Annotated in this window: 14 protein-coding genes and 1 pseudogene; 5 read left to right on the plus strand and 10 right to left on the minus strand. The window is 71.3% G+C overall.

Going from position 1 to position 15,397, the window contains the following annotated elements:
• Positions 1 to 573 carry a hypothetical protein gene (locus tag ABTY98_RS19990; protein ID WP_352222239.1) on the minus strand — a complete coding sequence of 191 codons (573 nt, stop codon included), beginning with the start codon at positions 571 to 573 and terminating at the stop codon, positions 1 to 3.
• A 329-nt stretch (positions 574 to 902) separates the two neighbouring features.
• Between ABTY98_RS19990 and ABTY98_RS19995 the strand changes: the two genes are divergently transcribed.
• The 3 genes from ABTY98_RS19995 (at position 903) to ABTY98_RS20005 (ending at position 4,191) form a co-directional block, all read left to right on the plus strand.
• Positions 903 to 2,240 carry a gluconate:H+ symporter gene (locus ABTY98_RS19995; RefSeq protein ID WP_352222240.1) on the plus strand — a complete coding sequence of 446 codons (1,338 nt, stop codon included), beginning with the start codon at positions 903 to 905 and terminating at the stop codon, positions 2,238 to 2,240.
• 27 nt (positions 2,241 to 2,267) lie between these two features.
• The gene (locus tag ABTY98_RS20000) at positions 2,268 to 3,599 is read left to right on the plus strand and encodes an enolase C-terminal domain-like protein (protein WP_352222241.1); all 1,332 of its coding nucleotides are present in this window, start codon (positions 2,268 to 2,270) and stop codon (positions 3,597 to 3,599) included.
• Positions 3,600 to 3,738: 139 nt separating this feature from the next.
• The gene (locus ABTY98_RS20005; protein WP_352222242.1) at positions 3,739 to 4,191 is read left to right on the plus strand and encodes a MarR family winged helix-turn-helix transcriptional regulator; all 453 of its coding nucleotides are present in this window, start codon (positions 3,739 to 3,741) and stop codon (positions 4,189 to 4,191) included.
• A 167-nt stretch (positions 4,192 to 4,358) separates the two neighbouring features.
• Here ABTY98_RS20005 and ABTY98_RS20010 read toward each other — a convergent pair whose 3' ends face one another.
• Positions 4,359 to 5,276, minus strand: a complete 918-nt coding sequence (locus ABTY98_RS20010; RefSeq protein WP_352222243.1) for an NADP-dependent oxidoreductase — start codon at positions 5,274 to 5,276, stop codon at positions 4,359 to 4,361.
• A gap of 160 nt (positions 5,277 to 5,436) precedes the next feature.
• Positions 5,437 to 5,880, minus strand: coding sequence for a PaaI family thioesterase (locus ABTY98_RS20015; protein ID WP_352222244.1), 444 nt, complete (start codon positions 5,878 to 5,880; stop codon positions 5,437 to 5,439).
• Positions 5,881 to 5,961: 81 nt separating this feature from the next.
• Here ABTY98_RS20015 and ABTY98_RS20020 point away from each other — a divergent pair, with 81 nt between their 5' ends.
• Entirely contained in the window at positions 5,962 to 6,387 is a 426-nt protein-coding gene (locus ABTY98_RS20020) for a MarR family winged helix-turn-helix transcriptional regulator (RefSeq protein WP_352222245.1), read from the plus strand.
• 6 nt (positions 6,388 to 6,393) lie between these two features.
• Here ABTY98_RS20020 and ABTY98_RS20025 read toward each other — a convergent pair whose 3' ends face one another.
• From ABTY98_RS20025 to ABTY98_RS20055, 7 genes and pseudogenes are all read right to left on the minus strand, one after another.
• Entirely contained in the window at positions 6,394 to 7,017 is a 624-nt protein-coding gene (locus ABTY98_RS20025; RefSeq protein WP_352222246.1) for a DedA family protein, read from the minus strand.
• A gap of 606 nt (positions 7,018 to 7,623) precedes the next feature.
• Entirely contained in the window at positions 7,624 to 8,730 is a 1,107-nt protein-coding gene (locus ABTY98_RS20030; RefSeq protein ID WP_352222247.1) for an NAD(P)/FAD-dependent oxidoreductase, read from the minus strand.
• Positions 8,731 to 8,909: 179 nt separating this feature from the next.
• A complete protein-coding gene (gad, locus tag ABTY98_RS20035; RefSeq protein ID WP_352222248.1) occupies positions 8,910 to 10,358 on the minus strand; it encodes a glutamate decarboxylase in 1,449 nt (482 codons plus the stop codon).
• Between the two features lie 223 nt (positions 10,359 to 10,581).
• A pseudogene (locus ABTY98_RS20040) lies at positions 10,582 to 10,799 on the minus strand (VOC family protein); the annotation flags it as partial.
• Positions 10,800 to 10,818: 19 nt separating this feature from the next.
• Positions 10,819 to 11,454, minus strand: coding sequence for a TetR/AcrR family transcriptional regulator (locus tag ABTY98_RS20045; protein WP_352222249.1), 636 nt, complete (start codon positions 11,452 to 11,454; stop codon positions 10,819 to 10,821).
• Between the two features lie 401 nt (positions 11,455 to 11,855).
• Positions 11,856 to 13,157, minus strand: coding sequence for an MFS transporter (locus ABTY98_RS20050; RefSeq protein WP_352222250.1), 1,302 nt, complete (start codon positions 13,155 to 13,157; stop codon positions 11,856 to 11,858).
• A gap of 326 nt (positions 13,158 to 13,483) precedes the next feature.
• The gene (locus tag ABTY98_RS20055; protein WP_352222251.1) at positions 13,484 to 14,047 is read right to left on the minus strand and encodes a hemerythrin domain-containing protein; all 564 of its coding nucleotides are present in this window, start codon (positions 14,045 to 14,047) and stop codon (positions 13,484 to 13,486) included.
• 351 nt (positions 14,048 to 14,398) lie between these two features.
• Here ABTY98_RS20055 and ABTY98_RS20060 point away from each other — a divergent pair, with 351 nt between their 5' ends.
• Positions 14,399 to 15,385: an NAD-dependent epimerase/dehydratase family protein gene (locus ABTY98_RS20060; protein ID WP_352222252.1), complete on the plus strand. Its 987-nt coding sequence runs from the start codon at positions 14,399 to 14,401 to the stop codon at positions 15,383 to 15,385.
• Positions 15,386 to 15,397 lie beyond the last annotated feature (12 nt).

A 15,397-nucleotide genomic window follows, 5' to 3' on the forward strand; every position in this document is an offset into this window, starting at 1 on the left:
TCAGCTGGTGGGTGGCGCGGTCGGGGCGGTGGGCGGTGCGGCCGCGCCCGTGGGCGGCGTCTCCGCGACGGTCGGGGGCGGTTCGGTCGGTTCGGCGGCTGCGGGCGGTGCGGTCGTCTCGGCGGTTGTGGGTGGTGCGGTCGGCTCGGTTGCCGGTGCCGCCGGACCACCTGGCATCTCGCCCTCCCGTACCGGGCCCGGCGCCGCCGCACCCTCCTGGGCTGTCACCGCGTCGCCCATGGCCACATAGGCACCGCGGCTCGCGCCGTCCGTCGTGTCCTCGGCCGCCATCAGCGGCTCGTTCTCCGTCCTCTCTCCGGGCCGGGGCTGGGTGAGCCAGGCCACCGCAGCACCGGTCAGCGCGACAGGCCACTCCACGACTCCGGCCACCCCCAGCATCCCGGCTCCGGCGTACACGGCCAGCCGACGGCTCCGGGGCGAGACGGCTCCGATCTTGTCCAGTGTTTCCTCGGCGGCCTTGGTCACGGCCCCGGCGCCGGGCACTCTGCGCACCGTCGAGACCGCGTTCCGCAGGGGCGCGGCGAAGGCCGAGGACGACTTCTGCTCAGCCATGACTACTCCTCGTCAATGCCGGGATTTCTCTCTCTGTCTCTTGAGTGCCCCTGAACACACGGAACATCCCGGATCTAACGGACATATCGGAAGACGAGGGCTCGACGGGAGATGTGCTTCGTGCGGCCCGGGAAACGGGGCTACCGGATCAGCCCAATCCCACCGCGATATCCCGCGCCTTGGCCGCACGCGCCCGGAATCCTCCTGCGCACCCATTGACCCGAGCATGTCCGCATCCATAGCCTCCGTCTTCATACGTAGATGCTGTCTCTGTATGCAGGCGTCGTTCACGGAGATGGACGCGACGCCCAGTTCGAAGGGGAACTGGTTTGCCTCTGGTCGTCGTAGGGATCAGCGTCCTGGTCCTGCTCTTCCTGATGACGAAGCTCCGGATGAACGGATTCGTCGCGCTGCTGCTCGTCGCCGTCGGCGTGGCCGTGGTCCGGGGGATCCCGCTGGAGAAGATCCCGGACACCCTCTCGGAGGGCATCGGCGGGCAGATCGGTGACACCATGCTCACCATCGGCCTCGGCGCCATGCTCGGCCGGGTGCTGGGCGACTCCGGCGCGGCCCAGCGCATCGCCGGCCGACTGCTCGCGGTCAGCGGCCCGCGCGGAGTGCAGGTGGCCATGGTGCTCACCGCCATGATCATCGGCGTCACGATGTTCTACGAGGCCGCGTTCGTCATCATCGTGCCGGTCGCCTTCACCCTCGTCCGGGTCACCCGGTCGAACCTGCTCTGGGTCGGCCTGCCGATGTCCATAGCCCTGTCCACCATGCACAGCTTCCTGCCCCCGCACCCCGGGCCCACGGCGGTCGCCGCCACCTTCCACGCCTCGGCCGGACTCACCCTGTTCTACGGCCTGTTCATCGCTGTCCCCGTCGGTGTGCTCATCGCCCTGGTGTGGCCGCGGCTGCCGTTCGTCCGGGCGATGAATCCCTCGGTACCCAAGGGCCTGGTGAGCGAGCGGGTCTTCGAGGACCACGAGATGCCCGGCATCGGCTGGTCGCTGGCGGTCGCCCTGCTGCCCGTCGTCCTGATCGCCGGCTCCGCCGTCACCGACCTCGCCACCTCGGCCGACACCCCCGTGGTGCACCTCGTCGACTTCGTGGGCTCCGCACCGGTCGCCCTGCTGCTGACCCTGCTCGTCGCCATGTGGGCCTTCGGTCCGCGCGTGGGACGCACCCTGGAGGAGGTCGCCGCCTCCTGCCGGGAGGCCGCGGCGGCCATGGCGATGATCCTGCTGGTCATCGGGGCCGGCGGCGCGTTCAAGCAGGTGCTCGTCGACGGCGGGATCTCCGACTACATCAAGGACGTCACCGACGGCTGGTCCGTCTCGCCGATCATCCTGGCCTGGCTGATCGCCGCGATCCTGAGGGTCGCCCTGGGCTCAGCCACCGTCGCCGTGGTCACCGCCTCCGGTGTCGTCCTGCCGCTGCTCGCGGGCAGCGGGGTCCACCCCGAGCTGATGGTCCTCGCCGTCTCCTGCGGCTCGATCGCCTTCTCCCACGTCAACGACCCGGGCTTCTGGATGTTCAAGGAGTACTTCAACCTCTCGGTCCTGGACGCCATCAAGGCCCGCACCACCTACACGACTGTGCTCGCGATCCTGGGCCTGGGCGGAGTCCTGCTCATGGAACAGATCCTCGACGCCCTCAGTGTGTAAGCCCCTCTCCCGTAAGGACGTTCGCCCATGAGCCAGCCCGTCGTCACCCGCTTCTCCGTGTACCCGGTGGCAGGCCGGGACTCCATGCTGCTCAACCTCTCCGGCGCCCACGCCCCGTACTTCACCCGCAACGTCCTGGTCGTCGAGGACTCCGAGGGCCGGACCGGCCTCGGCGAGGTGCCCGGCGGGGAGGCCATCACGCGGATCCTGCGGGATGCGGAGTCCCTGGTCGTCGGCTCACGACTGGGGGACTGCAAGCGCGTGTTGCGGGCGATGGGGGAGGCGTTCGGCGGCCGGGACGCCGGTGGCCGCGGCGAGCAGACCTTCGATCTGCGGACGACCGTGCACGCCGTCACCGCCGTCGAGTCCGCCCTCCTCGACCTGCTCGGCCAGCACCTGGAGGTGCCCGTCGCCGCCCTGCTCGGCGACGGCAGGCAACGCGACTCGGTACGCGTCCTCGGCTACCTCTTCTACGTCGGCGACCCCGACCGCACCGATCTGGACTACCTCCGCGAACCCGACGCCGCCGTGGAATGGCACCGCATCCGCCGCGAGGAGGCCCTGACCCCGGAGTCGATCGTCCGGCAGGCGGAGGCGGCCTACGACCACTACGGCTTCCGGGACTTCAAGCTCAAGGGCGGGGTGCTGGCGGGCGCCGAGGAGGTCAAGGCCGTGCAGGCGCTGAAGGAACGCTTCCCCGAGGCCCGGATCACCCTCGACCCCAACGGTGCCTGGTCCCTGCGGGAGGCCGTCGAGCTGTGCCGGCCGCTGCTCGGCACCCTCGCCTACGCCGAGGACCCCTGCGGGGCCGAGGGCGGCTACTCCGGGCGCGAGATCCTCGCCGAGTTCCGCCGGGCCACCGGTCTGCCCACCGCGACCAACATGATCGCCACCGACTGGCGGCAGCTCACCCACGCCCTCGCCCTGCAGTCGGTCTCCATCCCGCTCGCCGACCCGCACTTCTGGACCCTGCGCGGATCGGTACGCGTGGCACAGCTCTGCCACGAGATGGGGCTGACCTGGGGGTGCCACTCCAACAACCACTTCGACATCTCCCTGGCCATGATGGCCCACTGCGGTGCCGCCGCCCCCGGCGACCACAACGCCCTGGACACGCACTGGATCTGGCAGGAGGGCCGGGAGCGCCTCACCGTCGCACCGCCGAGGATCGTCGACGGCGAGGTCGCCGTCGCCGACGCCCCAGGGCTCGGCATCCGGCTGGACATGGACAGGCTGCTCGCGGCCCACGCCCTCCACGAGGAGCGGAACCTCGGCGCGGGCCGGGACGACGCGACCGGGATGCGCTACCTCGTGGACGGCTGGACCTTCGACGCCAAGCGACCCTCTCTGGTGCGGTGAGCCGTCAGGCGCCCTGTACGGCCGCGGCCTTCTCGTCGGCGGTGTGGCCCCCCGCCTTCCGGGAGCAGTACGTCCGGTACCGTCCCTGACGTGGTCCGGAAGGTTGGGACTCCTTGCTTGAGCACGCTATTCTGAGGGGATGAGCGACGAGGACCCGCTGACCGCCCACGAAGAACGCTTCTGGCGTGCCCTGATGCGCGTCATCGTCGCGCTGCCGCGCTCACTGGACGACGATCTGCTGCGCTCCACAGGGCTCACGCTCACCGAGTACGTCGTCCTGATGAACCTCTCCGAGGCGGAGAACCAGGAGCTCCGGATGACGGACCTCGCCTCGGCCACCGCCCTGTCGGCGAGCCGCATCACCCGTGTCGTGGACACGCTGCGGAGCCGGGGCCAGGTCGTCAAGCGGCGCTACGAGGGCGACGCCCGCGGCAATGTCGCGACCCTCACCCCGGAAGGGCTGAAGCGCCTCCAGGACGCCTACCCGGTGCATCTGGCGAGCGCCCGCAAGCGGGTCATCGATCTCCTCGACGGCAGGTCGGTGCCGACCATGGTGCGGCAGTTCGAAGCGGTGGTGGAGAAGCTCGACTGAGCTTCCCAGGCGCCCTGTCGTACTGCCGGGACGCCGTCTGCCGGACTGCTAATCGACACATGTCAAACAGCGTCGGAAGTGCGCCTCCGCCCATGCCTCGGAGACAAGTCATGCACACGGCGGAGATCGTCCCGTACGTGCTCAGTGAACCCGCGGGTCCGGCGGGGCTACGGCCGGAGCACGATCTTGCCGTGGGTGTGCCGCCGTTCCAGCTCGCGGAACGCGTCCCGCACCTCCGCCAGCGGGTAGGTGTGGGCGATCGGCACCTCCAGCTCCCCGCGCGCCGCGAGCCGGGCGAGTTCGCCGACCACGACCGCGCATGCCGCCGAGCCCTCCCCGTAGGTCCGCGCACCGATCTTGGCCGCGGCCTGCCAGTCGCGGATCGTGTTGATCCGCTCGGGCCGCACGTCCAGCTCCACCGCCAGCTCCACATAGCCGTCGCCATACGTGTCGATGAACGCGTCGACCTTCCCGCCCGCGGCCCGTCGGATCCGCTCGGCCACGCCGTCCCCGTACTCGACGGGGACGACGCCACGCTCCTTCAGCCAGGCGTGGTTCCGCTCGCCCGCCAGCCCGATCACCGTGGCGCCCTGCCGCCGCGCCAGCTGCACGGCCAGCGACCCCACACCGCCCGCCGCACCGGATACCACGACCGTGTCGGCCGGTCCTGGATCCACCGCGAAGACACTGGCGTACGCGGTCGTGCCGGCCACGTACAGCGACCCGGCCACGTCCCAGGACAGTCCCTTCGGGCGGGAGACCACGTTCACGTCGTCGACCACGACGAACTCGGCGTGGCTCGCCCTGTGGTGGGTGAAGCCCAGGACCTCGTCGCCCACCGCGAATCCGCGTACCTCGGGGCCGGCCTCGGCCACGACACCGGCCAGATCGCTGCCCTGCCCGGAGGGGAACACCGCCGGCCAGCGTCCGTGCCGCGCACCTTCCCGGATCATCACCTCACCTGGCTGGATCCCGGCCGCGCGGACCTCGACCAGCAGCTGCCCGGGGCCGGGCACCGGCCGCGCCACCTCCTCCACCCGCAGTACGTCGATCCCGCCGTACGCGTGGAACCGCACCGCCTTCATCGAGTGATCACCGCTCTCCTCCGTTGGGACAGGCCTCGGACAGCCCCGGTGCCGCATGCTGCACGGCGACCGTGCCGGCGCATTCAACAGCCGGGGGACGGTGCTGTCTTCCCGGGGAGGCTCCCGGGAAGGCAATCCGACGGCGACCGTGGCAGCGCGGTCAGGCCCCGTCGCCCTCGCCCCCACCCCCGGGCGCGAACGAGATGGTGCCCTGGGCGACCGCGCACAGCGTCTCGCTGCCGTCGCCACCGACGCTGGTCAGATCACAGCGGCAGACGGCGAGGCTGCGCCCGGCCCGCACCACCCGGGCCCGGGCGCGTACGGACTCGCCGTCGGCCGGGCGTACGTAGTCGATGGTGAATCCGGTGGTGAGCGGCCGGTTCCCGGGCACGGTGCCGGCGGCGAACGCCATCGCGTTCTCCGCCACATAGGCGAGGACCCCGCCATGCACGTACCCGTACTGCTGGCGCAGCTCCTCGCGGTTGTCCAGTTCCAGCGTCGCCTCTCCGCCGCCGAAGGCCGCCAGCCGGGTGCCCAGCAGCACACTGAAGGGCTGCGCCGCCAGGATCTTCTGTGCCGAGGCCAGATCGGGCGTCTCGTTCACACTCGCCACCCCGCACCGGGTTTCGATTCACTGGTGAAGTGAGAATGGCGCCCGGCTGTCCCGTCTGTCAAGATTCCGCCCATGTCCCAGCCCGACCAGCGCCTCTTCTTCCTGCTGCAACGCGCCGCACACCAGCTGCGCACCACGGCCGACCGGCGTCTGCTGGCCGCCGCCGGGATCACCACGGCCCAGCTCGGCGCCCTGCTGGCGCTCAGCGACGCTCCCGGCATCACCCAGCAGCAACTGGCCCAGGCCCTTCAGCAGCGCGAGTCCGGGATCACCGCGCTGGTCCGGCGCCTCCTGGACGCCGGCCTCGTCACCAAGCGCCGGCACCCGGACGAACACCGAGCCGTCGTACTGGAACTGACCGAACGCGGGGCCGGCGTACTCGACACGGCCCGGCCGGAGATCGACCGCTTCAACGCCGAGCTGCGCGCACTGCTCGGCGCCGATCGCTTCACCGACACCGCCGCGGCCCTGCACAGCCTGGCCCACTGGGAACCCTGAACCGGGTTACCGGTCACGCCGCGCCCGGCGCGCCTCGGTGAGCGCGGGCAACAGGGACAGTACGACGATCACGCCGACCAGCGGCAGCAGATAGCGGTCGATGTGCGAGACCGACGAGCCCAGGACGTACCCGGCGAGGACGAAGGTCTGTGACCAGAGCACACCACCGACCACCTGCCAGAGGGTGAACGGCCGCAGGGGCACCCCGAGCGCCCCGGCCGCCGGATGCAGCACCGTCCGCAGCAGCGGCACGAAGCGGCCGATCACCAGCGCCTTGCCGTACCCGTAGCGGGCCAGCAGCTGCTCCGCCCGGGCCGCCCCGGTCTTCACCCGCCGGTTGGAGGTGCGGGTCAGCAGCGGTCGCCCGCCGTGCCGCCCGATCAGATAGCCCACCTGGCCGCCCGCCACCGCGCCGACGGCCGCACACACCAGCACCTGCCACAGCTCCAGCGAGGGTGGCCGGTCCGCGTTCGCCGCGCACAGCACACCGGCCGGGAAGAGCAGGGTGTCACCCGGCAGGAAGAAACCGACGACCAGCAGCCCCGACTCAGCGAAGATCACCACCAGTACGGCCATGGCCCCGAAGGCGGCGAGCAACGAGGCACTGTCCGTCGGATTGACGGCGATCACCGTCCTCGCCTCCCTGTCCCGCTCGCCGGTCGCTTCCCTCAAGTGTCACGTGACGGCGGCTCGGACGCCCGGACAGTGGGGGAGGACCGCGCTTCGTCGCGGGGGTGGTCGCACACGGCCGCCCAGTGCTCGACCCGGGAGCCCGGCACCCGCACCGTCCCGCGCTCCCAGGCGGCCGCCTCCGCCGAGGTTCACGGTGAGCGCCCGCCGGGTGCGACGGCGCGGATACCCCTCGCTGGTCGCACGGACCCCCACCGCGCCCGGATCCGCGTACCGCATCGTGCGCACACGGGCCCGTCCGCAGCCCGGCCGGGGCGCTCGCCGAGAAGGCACCGGCGACGAAGTCGGCCGCCGCGCGCCCCTCGCGCCCGGTACTCGGCCAGCCGTGCCGGGATCCCCGCTACCTCGTCCCCGTGCGCGGTGCGCGTCGTGCGCCGGATCGAGGGCGACGGGCGGCCAGGTCGTCAATCTGCCGGCGGTACGGCATCCGGGGCTGGTCCGCTCGGTCAGCGGGACGCGCCCGGACCGCCGAGCAGCGCGGCGAGGTCGTCGGCCGTCCCCGCCCCAGCCGTGCACCAGAAGCGCGACCGGCGCGCCCGGGCGCGGTCAGGTCGAGGTGTAGCCGAGCTGGCGTCTCATATAAGGGGTCATGAGGGTCTTCGCCTTGGCCATGGCGGTGGCCCGGGTGCCGAGGACCGCGCTCTCGCCGAGCGGAACGGGCAGCACGGTCACGCCGTCGGCCGGACCGAAGGGCACGATGAGCGGGGTGCGGCGGACGGCCCGGTAGGCGCGCGGCTTCTTGCTGTGCCGTCCCGAACTGCGCAGGTAGGCAAGGATGTTGTGGGCGGCGACCTCCGCCTGGGCGAGCGCGGCGGGGGTGACCTTCAGCTCGGTGACGTCGTTCACGTCACCGACCGCGAACACGTCCGGCCTGCTCTCGATCCGGAGCGTCCGGTCGACCTTGACGTGTCCCGTCCCGGTGAGCCAGTCGCCGTGCCCGGCCAGGCGCAGCCAGAGGGTGTTGGGTGTGGTGCCCGTCGCCCAGAAGGAGAGGTCGGCGGCGAGGACGGTGCCATGGGCGTCGCGGTAGGTGCCGAAGTCGTTGCCGGGGGACATGAAGGAGTCCAGCCGGACCGCCACGTCGTGGGCCTCCAGCCAGGTCCGCGCCCTGCGGCCGGCGCGGGCGCTGCCCGTGGAGTGCAGCAGTTCCTGCCCGGAGTGCGCGAGGGTCACCCGCGCGTCCGGCCGGGCCAGCCGGATCTCGGCGCTGAGTTCGACGCCGGAGGGACCGCCGCCGACGACCAGGATGTGGTCGGCGGCGGCGATGTTGTGCTGGTGCTCGGCGAAGGCCTTCGCGGCCTCGTCGGGGGTGGAGCCGACGAAGCGGGCCGGTTCGGGGTAGTCGGCGCCGGTGGCGATGACCAGCACGTCGTACGGCAGCAGGTCGCCCGTGGCGAGGGTGACCCGGCGCTCGACGGTGTCGACGCGGACCGCCTTGCCCACGACGACACGGCCGTTGGTCAGCAGCCGGTCGTACGGGATGAACGGGGCCCCCGTCCACTCCGGGCGCACACCCGCCCGCAGGGAGGCGACGCGGTGGAAGAAGACCTCCTTGCGGTCCACGAGCGTGACATGCGCCGCCGTATCCAGCTTCTTCGCCAGCCGTATGCCCGCGTAACCGCCGCCGACCACCACTACGTTGCCGTCCCGCACAGTGATTCTCCTGAGGCAGGTGGGGGAGTGGCCGCGAGCCTAACACTTGAAACATCAAGCGCAGGGTGGGTTCTGTGAGAGTGCTGTAAAGGCGCCCGTGGCCGGTTCGGTTCGGCTGTCGACGGTTCGGCGATCCGACGGTTCGGCAGATGACGGGATGCCGGCGACCGCTCTCCGTCTCAGGTCGCCGTCAGGGGGGTCAGCGGCGCTGGGGGTGTCGGGCGGCCGCGGTGCAGTCGGTGCGTGACCTCGGTCAGGTCGGCGACGAACATGCCCGCGAGTTCGGCCGTGAACCCGGTGCGTACGACGAGACGCAGGACGGAGACGTCCTGGCAGGGCGCGGGGAAGGTGTACGCGGGCAGGTGCCAGCCGCGGGCGCGCATGGCCTGGGAGACGTCGAAGACCGTCATGCCCTCGGTGCCGGGGGCCAGACGGAAGGCGAAGGCTGGCAGTTCCGAACCGTCGGTGACCAGTTCGTAGGGCGCGATGCCCTGGATGCGCGTGGCCAGGGCACGGGCCGTCGTACGGCTCTGGCTCGCCAGGTTCCGCAGCCCCTCGAAGCCGTACCGCAGGAAGCTGTAGTACTGCGCGACGACGTGCGCGCCCGGGCGGGAGAAGTTGAGGGTGAAGCTGGGGGAGCGGCCGCCGAGGTAGTCGACCTCGAAGACCAGGTCGTCGGGGAGGGCCTCGGCGTTGCGCCACAGGGCCCAGCCCAGTCCGGGGAAGACATGCCCGTACTTGTGCCCCGAGGTGTTGATGGAGGCGACGCGTTCGAGCTGGAAGTCCCAGAGCAGGCCCGGGTCGAGGAAGGGGGCCACCATGGCGCCGGACGCGCCGTCGACATGCACGGGGATGTCGGTGCCGGTGGCGGCCTGGTATCCGTCCAGGGCCAGGCAGATGTCCGAGACGGGCTCGTAGGAGCCGTCGAACGTGGACCCGAGGACGGTGACGACACCGATCGTGTTGTCGTCGCAGTACGCGGTGAGCGTGTCCGGCGTGAGGTGGTAGCGGCCCGGTTCCATCGGGACGTAACGCGGTTCCACCTCGAAGTAGTTGGCGAACTTCTTCCAGCACACCTGGACGTTCGCGCCCATCACGATGTTCGGGTGTGCGGTGTCCTTGCCCTGGGCCCGCCGGCGTGCCTGCCAGCGGCGCTTGAGCGCGAGGCCGCCGAGCATGGCCGCCTCGCTCGAACCGGTGGTGGAGCAGCCGCGGACCTGCTCCGGGTACGGCGCGTGCCAGAGCCGGGCGAGCATCCGCACGCAGCGCTCCTCCATCGCGGTGATCTGCGGGTACTCCGCGCGGTCCGCGAGGTTCTTCTCCGCGGTCTCGGCCATCAGCTGCCGAGCCTGCGGTTCCATCCACGTGGTCACGAAGGTGGCGAGGTTGAGCCGTGCGTTGCCGTCGAGCATGAGCTCGTCGCGCACGCGGCGGCCGACCAGGTCGGGCGAGGACGCGTTCGCGGGCAGTTCGTCGACCGGCAGGAGCAGGTCGTCGACGGGCGGGCGGTCGGGTCCGGGCGAGGACGCGTTCGCGGGCAGTTCGTCGACCGGCAGGAGCAGGTCGTCGACGGGCGGGCGGTCGGGTCCGGGCGAAGCGGTCAGGGTGTCGAACTCGGGTGCGGTCATGACGTCGGTATGCGGGATGGGCATGAGTGCCTCGATGCCTTTCTGGTCCGTACGGCCCCCGTGCACTCCGAAGCTAGATCGCTTTTGGGTCCGGCATCTGTGCCGATTACACCGATCCAGTGATCGATTTGCGGACTGATGAACTGGATTTTCCCATCCACATACTGGCCGGACCGGCAGCGTGCCCCAACAGGCCGAGCGGGGGCGGGACGCTCACCCGACGGCTGAGGGCGAGCGGCCGCTGCTCGGGCAGCGCCGCCGGCTCCTCGCCGCAGTGCACCCCCCGTACCGGGAAGCCGTACGGGTCGAGCAGGTGCACGGCCTTCCGGCCACCGGGAACGTCCGCGTCCCGCGGCCTTTGCGGATCACCATGCACGGTGTGCTGCGCAGCCACAGCTCACCCTCCGCGCGGGCGGCGACCGCGAAACCGAAGTCGCGGGCGGGCGGCGCCGGAGGATGCTCAGACGAGGTCGGGGAGGGGGCGCCGGGCGACCTCGTGGGCGTCCGCCGGCGGGACGCCCAGCATGAGCAGGGCCATCTCCGCGAGGCTCACCGCGGCCTCGTCGCCGTCCAGGTCGGGGCGGGAGAACCGCAGCTCCACCAGGGACAGCAGGAGGCCACCCAGACCGGAGAGGGCGATCGTCGGGTCCAGGGCGTTGAAGCGGCCGGAGGTGATGCCGGCCTGAAGGTCCCGCGAAGCCCGGTTGGCCAGTCCGTTGTCCGAGTGGATGTGACCGAGGCCGCGCCGGCGCAGCACCTGCATCAACTCCGGGTGCGACGTGGTCAGGCGTGCGCTGAGCCGGAAACCCGCCGCGACGAGTTCCGCCGGGTCGTCGATGCCCACCAGGCGCTCATCGAACGTCTGGCCGAACTCCTCCAGGGCGTCCACCACCGCCGCCTCGAACAACTCTGTCTTCGACTCGAAATGGTTGTAGAAGGAGCCGAAGCCGACGTCCGCACGTTCTGCGATCGCCTGAATGCTGGCGCTGGTGTCACCGGTCTCGGCGAGGATCTGCCGGGCCGCACGGACGAGCGCCTGACGGGTCTCGGCGCGGCGCCGCTCGAACCGGTTGCGGGGCGGGGCTGACGTGGGCATGTGGCGAGTCTAACGGTGCGGCGATGGCCATCGCAGTCCTGATGGAACGGTCATCCTTGCCGTCTCCGGGCGCGGCGATGCCGACGGGGCGCTGGTCACGGCGATAGACGGGGCCGCGCGACGCGTACTTCGCCGGGCATGCCGAGCTCTCCGTCATGGATACCGGTACGTCGGTCAGAAGCAACCGGCCGTTTGCGGGGCGGGCCCATGTGGTCACGTGAACTGAGACCGGTTCGCGGCGGCAGACCCGAACCGGCTCTGCCCGGCCACGCCGGCGGCGCGCCGGGGTCGGTACCCGCTCTCATCGGAGGTGACGGTGGCCGCCACCGCCCGAGGCCGACGCACACCCCGTTTCGGCGGGCGTACGACACTGCCTCGCGCCTCGGCCGCCGCGCTGTCCGTCAGGCGGCTGTGCCCAGCGCCGCTCTTCCCGTGACGTCGCCGTCCTTGGCCGGCAGGATCACCGGTGCCGGCGTCCGGCGGGCACGGAGGACGAAGCCCGCTGCGATCGCGCCCGCGATGATCAGTCCGCCCGTCACCAGGGCGCCACGGGCACCGGCCCGCTCCATCAGGAGGCCCAGCGTCGGCGGGCCGCCGAGTCCCCAGACGGTCCCGATGCTGCTCCACACTCCGAGGACCCGCCCCCGCAGGTGAGCGGGCGGGTCCGTCTGCAGCACGGCGGTTCCGGCGGTGTCGGAGACGGACTCCACGACGGCCATCGGCAGCACCAGGACCAGCAGCACCGCCAGCGACGGGGACAGCCCAGCCGCCACCTGAAGCAGGGCACCGGCTGCCGCGAGCGTACCCACGAGCCGGACGGAGGGCCGACGCAGCCGGGCGCCGAGCACCGCGCCCAGGATGCCGCCGACGGCGAGCACCGTGGAGACCGTCCCGAAGGAGCCGGCGCCGCCCGCGAGCGGGCCGGTGACGAGGACGGCCAGAGTGAGGCCGTAATTGCGGCCGAAGACCGAGCTGAGCCCGGTGACGGCGGCGAGCGCGACCAGGCGGGGGCGGCGCGCGAAGTAGCGCAGGCCCTGGCGGACGGACAGGTCGCCGCCTGCCTCGGCGCGGTCACCACGGGGAGCGGCGCGCACGCGGGTGGCGTGGCGGACCGCGCCAGGTGCCGGACGCAGAAAGGGGATCACCGAGGCCACGACGAGGAAGGACAGTCCGTTGGCGGCGTACGCGGCGGACGTGCCGAGGAAGCCGACCGTCACACCGGCCAGGGCGGTGCCCACGAGCCGGCCCGCGTTGTACACCAGCGCGCCGACGCCGATGGCGGAGGGAACGTCCGCCACGGGGACGAGGTCGTTGCCCAGCAGAGCGCACGCCGGTCCGTCGACGGTGGCGATGATGCCGGTCACGGCCGCCAGCACCATCAGGGTCGTCATGTCGAGCTGGTCCAGTGCCACCAGTACGGCCGTGGTGAAGGCGACCGCGCCGAGCAGCGCCTGGCTCACCGCCGCCGTCAGCTTGAGGGGCCAGCGGTCGACGGCGGTCCCGCCCAGCAGGCTCATGAACAGGGCGGGGGTGGCCTGGACGGACATCGACAGGCCCGTCGCCGCGGCGGAGCCGGTGATCTGGAGGACGAGCAGGTTCTGCACCGTGAGCTGCATCCACGTACCGGCGTTCGACAGGAAGTTGGCGACGGACCACCAGCGCATGCTGCGGTGCCTCAGCGACCGCCACGTCGAGCGGGACACTCCCTCGGAGGGGACGGAAACGGATTTCGGCGCAGGCGTGGGCCGGGCGGGGGCGGAAGACACAGTGTGGTACTCGACAACCAGGAGGAGTCACAGGAGGGACTGGGGAACCAGAGATCACCGGCTGCGTCGCGCGGCGGTTCCACCGAGTCGATGACGGCGCGGACCATCGTGACAGACCGGACCCCCGGGGCGGCGACACGTGCCACTGCCGCATCGCCGCCCCGGGGGTCAACAGCCCCGTGAACCGGTCTATTTGGTTGATCGAGTGTGGTTGCTCACAGCCCCCGCGGGACCGGACCGCCTCACCTTCCACCCGCGGGCGATCAGTCCTTCTTGCCGCGGCCCGTCAGCGCGTCCCGCAAGCGGTCCACCAGGCCGGCTCCCGGGGCCAGCAGTTTGTTGGCCGGCGGTGTGTCCGGGGCCGACGGGTGCGGGCGGGTCGGTGCCAGCTTCTTCGCCCGACGGACCTTGTCGCCCAGCTCGTCGAGCGCCTCCGGCGGACACGCCGCGCGCAGCCTGGGGAAGAGGTTCTGCTCCTCGTCGGCGACGTGCGAGCGGATCTCCGTCATCAGCGTCGCGATGAGCCGGTCGAATTCCGGGTCCCCGGCCTCGTACCCCTCCAGGTCCTTCATGATCTGCTCGGCCCTGGAGTGATCCTCGATCTCCTTGTCGGCGAGGGCGTCCCCGCCCGCGATGTGCTCGCGCACCGCCGGATACAGGTACTCCTCCTCGGCCACCGAGTGCCGCACCAGCTCCATCGTGACCTGGTCGGCATACACCTTGCGGTCCTTGTCGCCGGGCGGAAGCGCTGCGATCCGGCCGAAGAGCTCCTCGACCTCGCGGTGATCCGTCACCAGCTCGTCGATGACATTCCCACCATGACCCACGTTCGGCACCTCCAGAACTGTGTGGCCCTCCGGTCGGGCCCGCCAGAGCTCCGGGTGCCCGCGGCCGGCGGACTCACACGGAAGTCGCGAGGCGCATGGAACGACCGCATAGTAGGGATCAGTGTGTGAAAACAACTGACTCGAGAACCCCGGGTCACTGCGACGTCAGGAAGTGGCGACTCGCCCGGGCGGCTCCGCCGCTCATCGCCCTGTTCCTTCACTCTTGCGAAACGGAGCGGCGACGGCTCTCCGGGGCCCGCCGAAGCCCTCACTCCCCTCTTGGACCGCGCCGACAGGCGTGCCGGGGGCCACCCATGCCTCGGGTCCCTGTGCGTGGACGAAGGATGCTCCATGAGCGAATTCTCATCATGCACATGGCAACAGGCACTGGTGACCGGCGGGGCCGGCTTCCTCGGCAGCCACCTCTGCGAGCGCCTGCTGAATTCAGATGTCGAAGTCGACTGCGCCGACAACCTGGCCTCCGGAGCGCGGGAGAACGTCGCGCACCTCGAAGGCCGCCGCGGATTCCGGTTCGTCGAGTGCGACGTCTCGGCGCCCGACGCCCTGGAGCGGCTGCCAGGGCCGTACGACCTGGTCCTGCACTTCGCCTGCCCCGCCTCACCCGTCGACTACCTCCGGCTGCCCCTGGAGACGCTCGACGTCGGCAGCCTGGGCACCCGCAACGTGCTGGCCGTGGCGGAGCGCGACGATGCCCGGTTCCTGCTCGCCTCCACGTCCGAGGTGTACGGCGACCCGCTGGTCCATCCGCAGCGCGAGGACTACTGGGGCAACGTCAATCCGGTGGGCCCGCGCAGCGTGTACGACGAGTCCAAACGGTTCGGCGAGGCACTGGTCACCGCCCATGCACGCGTCAGGGAGGCGAACGCCGGCATCGTCCGCCTGTTCAACACCTACGGTCCGCGCATGCGCGCACACGACGGGCGCGCCGTCCCCACCTTCGTCAGCCAGGCACTGGCCGGCGAGCCCCTGACCGTGGCGGGGGACGGACGCCAGACGCGGTCCCTGTGCTACGTGGACGACACGGTCGACGGCATTCTGCTCGTCGCGGCGAGCCACTCGGTCCGCCCCGTCAACATCGGCGGCAGCGACGAGGTCACGGTCCGCGAGATCGCGCACCGCGTGGTCGAACTGACCGGATCCTCCTCCCGCATCGTGTACATCGACCGGCCGACCGACGATCCGCAGCGCCGCCGCCCGGACACGAGCCTGGCGCGGGAACTGCTGGGCTGGACGCCCCGCGTGGCCTGGGAGGAGGGCATCAAGCAGACCATCGCCTACTTTGCCACGGCGCAGCCCGCCGACGGCACGACTCCGTAGGCAACACAGCCC

The organism is Streptomyces sp. NPDC096040, assembly GCF_040303265.1.
GTDB lineage: Bacteria > Actinomycetota > Actinomycetes > Streptomycetales > Streptomycetaceae > Streptomyces.

What these genes read in the sequence shown, in the direction of transcription:
- ABTY98_RS20045 (WP_352222249.1), bottom strand. Translation starts at nt 11,454, where the DNA reads ATGCCCACGTCAGCCCCGCCCCGCAACCGGTTCGAGCGGCGCCGCGCC.
- ABTY98_RS20010 (WP_352222243.1), bottom strand. Translation starts at nt 5,276, where the DNA reads ATGAAGGCGGTGCGGTTCCACGCGTACGGCGGGATCGACGTACTGCGG.
- ABTY98_RS19990 (WP_352222239.1), bottom strand. Translation starts at nt 573, where the DNA reads ATGGCTGAGCAGAAGTCGTCCTCGGCCTTCGCCGCGCCCCTGCGGAAC.
- ABTY98_RS20000 (WP_352222241.1), top strand. Translation starts at nt 2,268, where the DNA reads ATGAGCCAGCCCGTCGTCACCCGCTTCTCCGTGTACCCGGTGGCAGGC.
- ABTY98_RS20005 (WP_352222242.1), top strand. Translation starts at nt 3,739, where the DNA reads ATGAGCGACGAGGACCCGCTGACCGCCCACGAAGAACGCTTCTGGCGT.
- ABTY98_RS20020 (WP_352222245.1), top strand. Translation starts at nt 5,962, where the DNA reads ATGTCCCAGCCCGACCAGCGCCTCTTCTTCCTGCTGCAACGCGCCGCA.
- ABTY98_RS20060 (WP_352222252.1), top strand. Translation starts at nt 14,399, where the DNA reads ATGAGCGAATTCTCATCATGCACATGGCAACAGGCACTGGTGACCGGC.
- gad (WP_352222248.1), bottom strand. Translation starts at nt 10,358, where the DNA reads ATGACCGCACCCGAGTTCGACACCCTGACCGCTTCGCCCGGACCCGAC.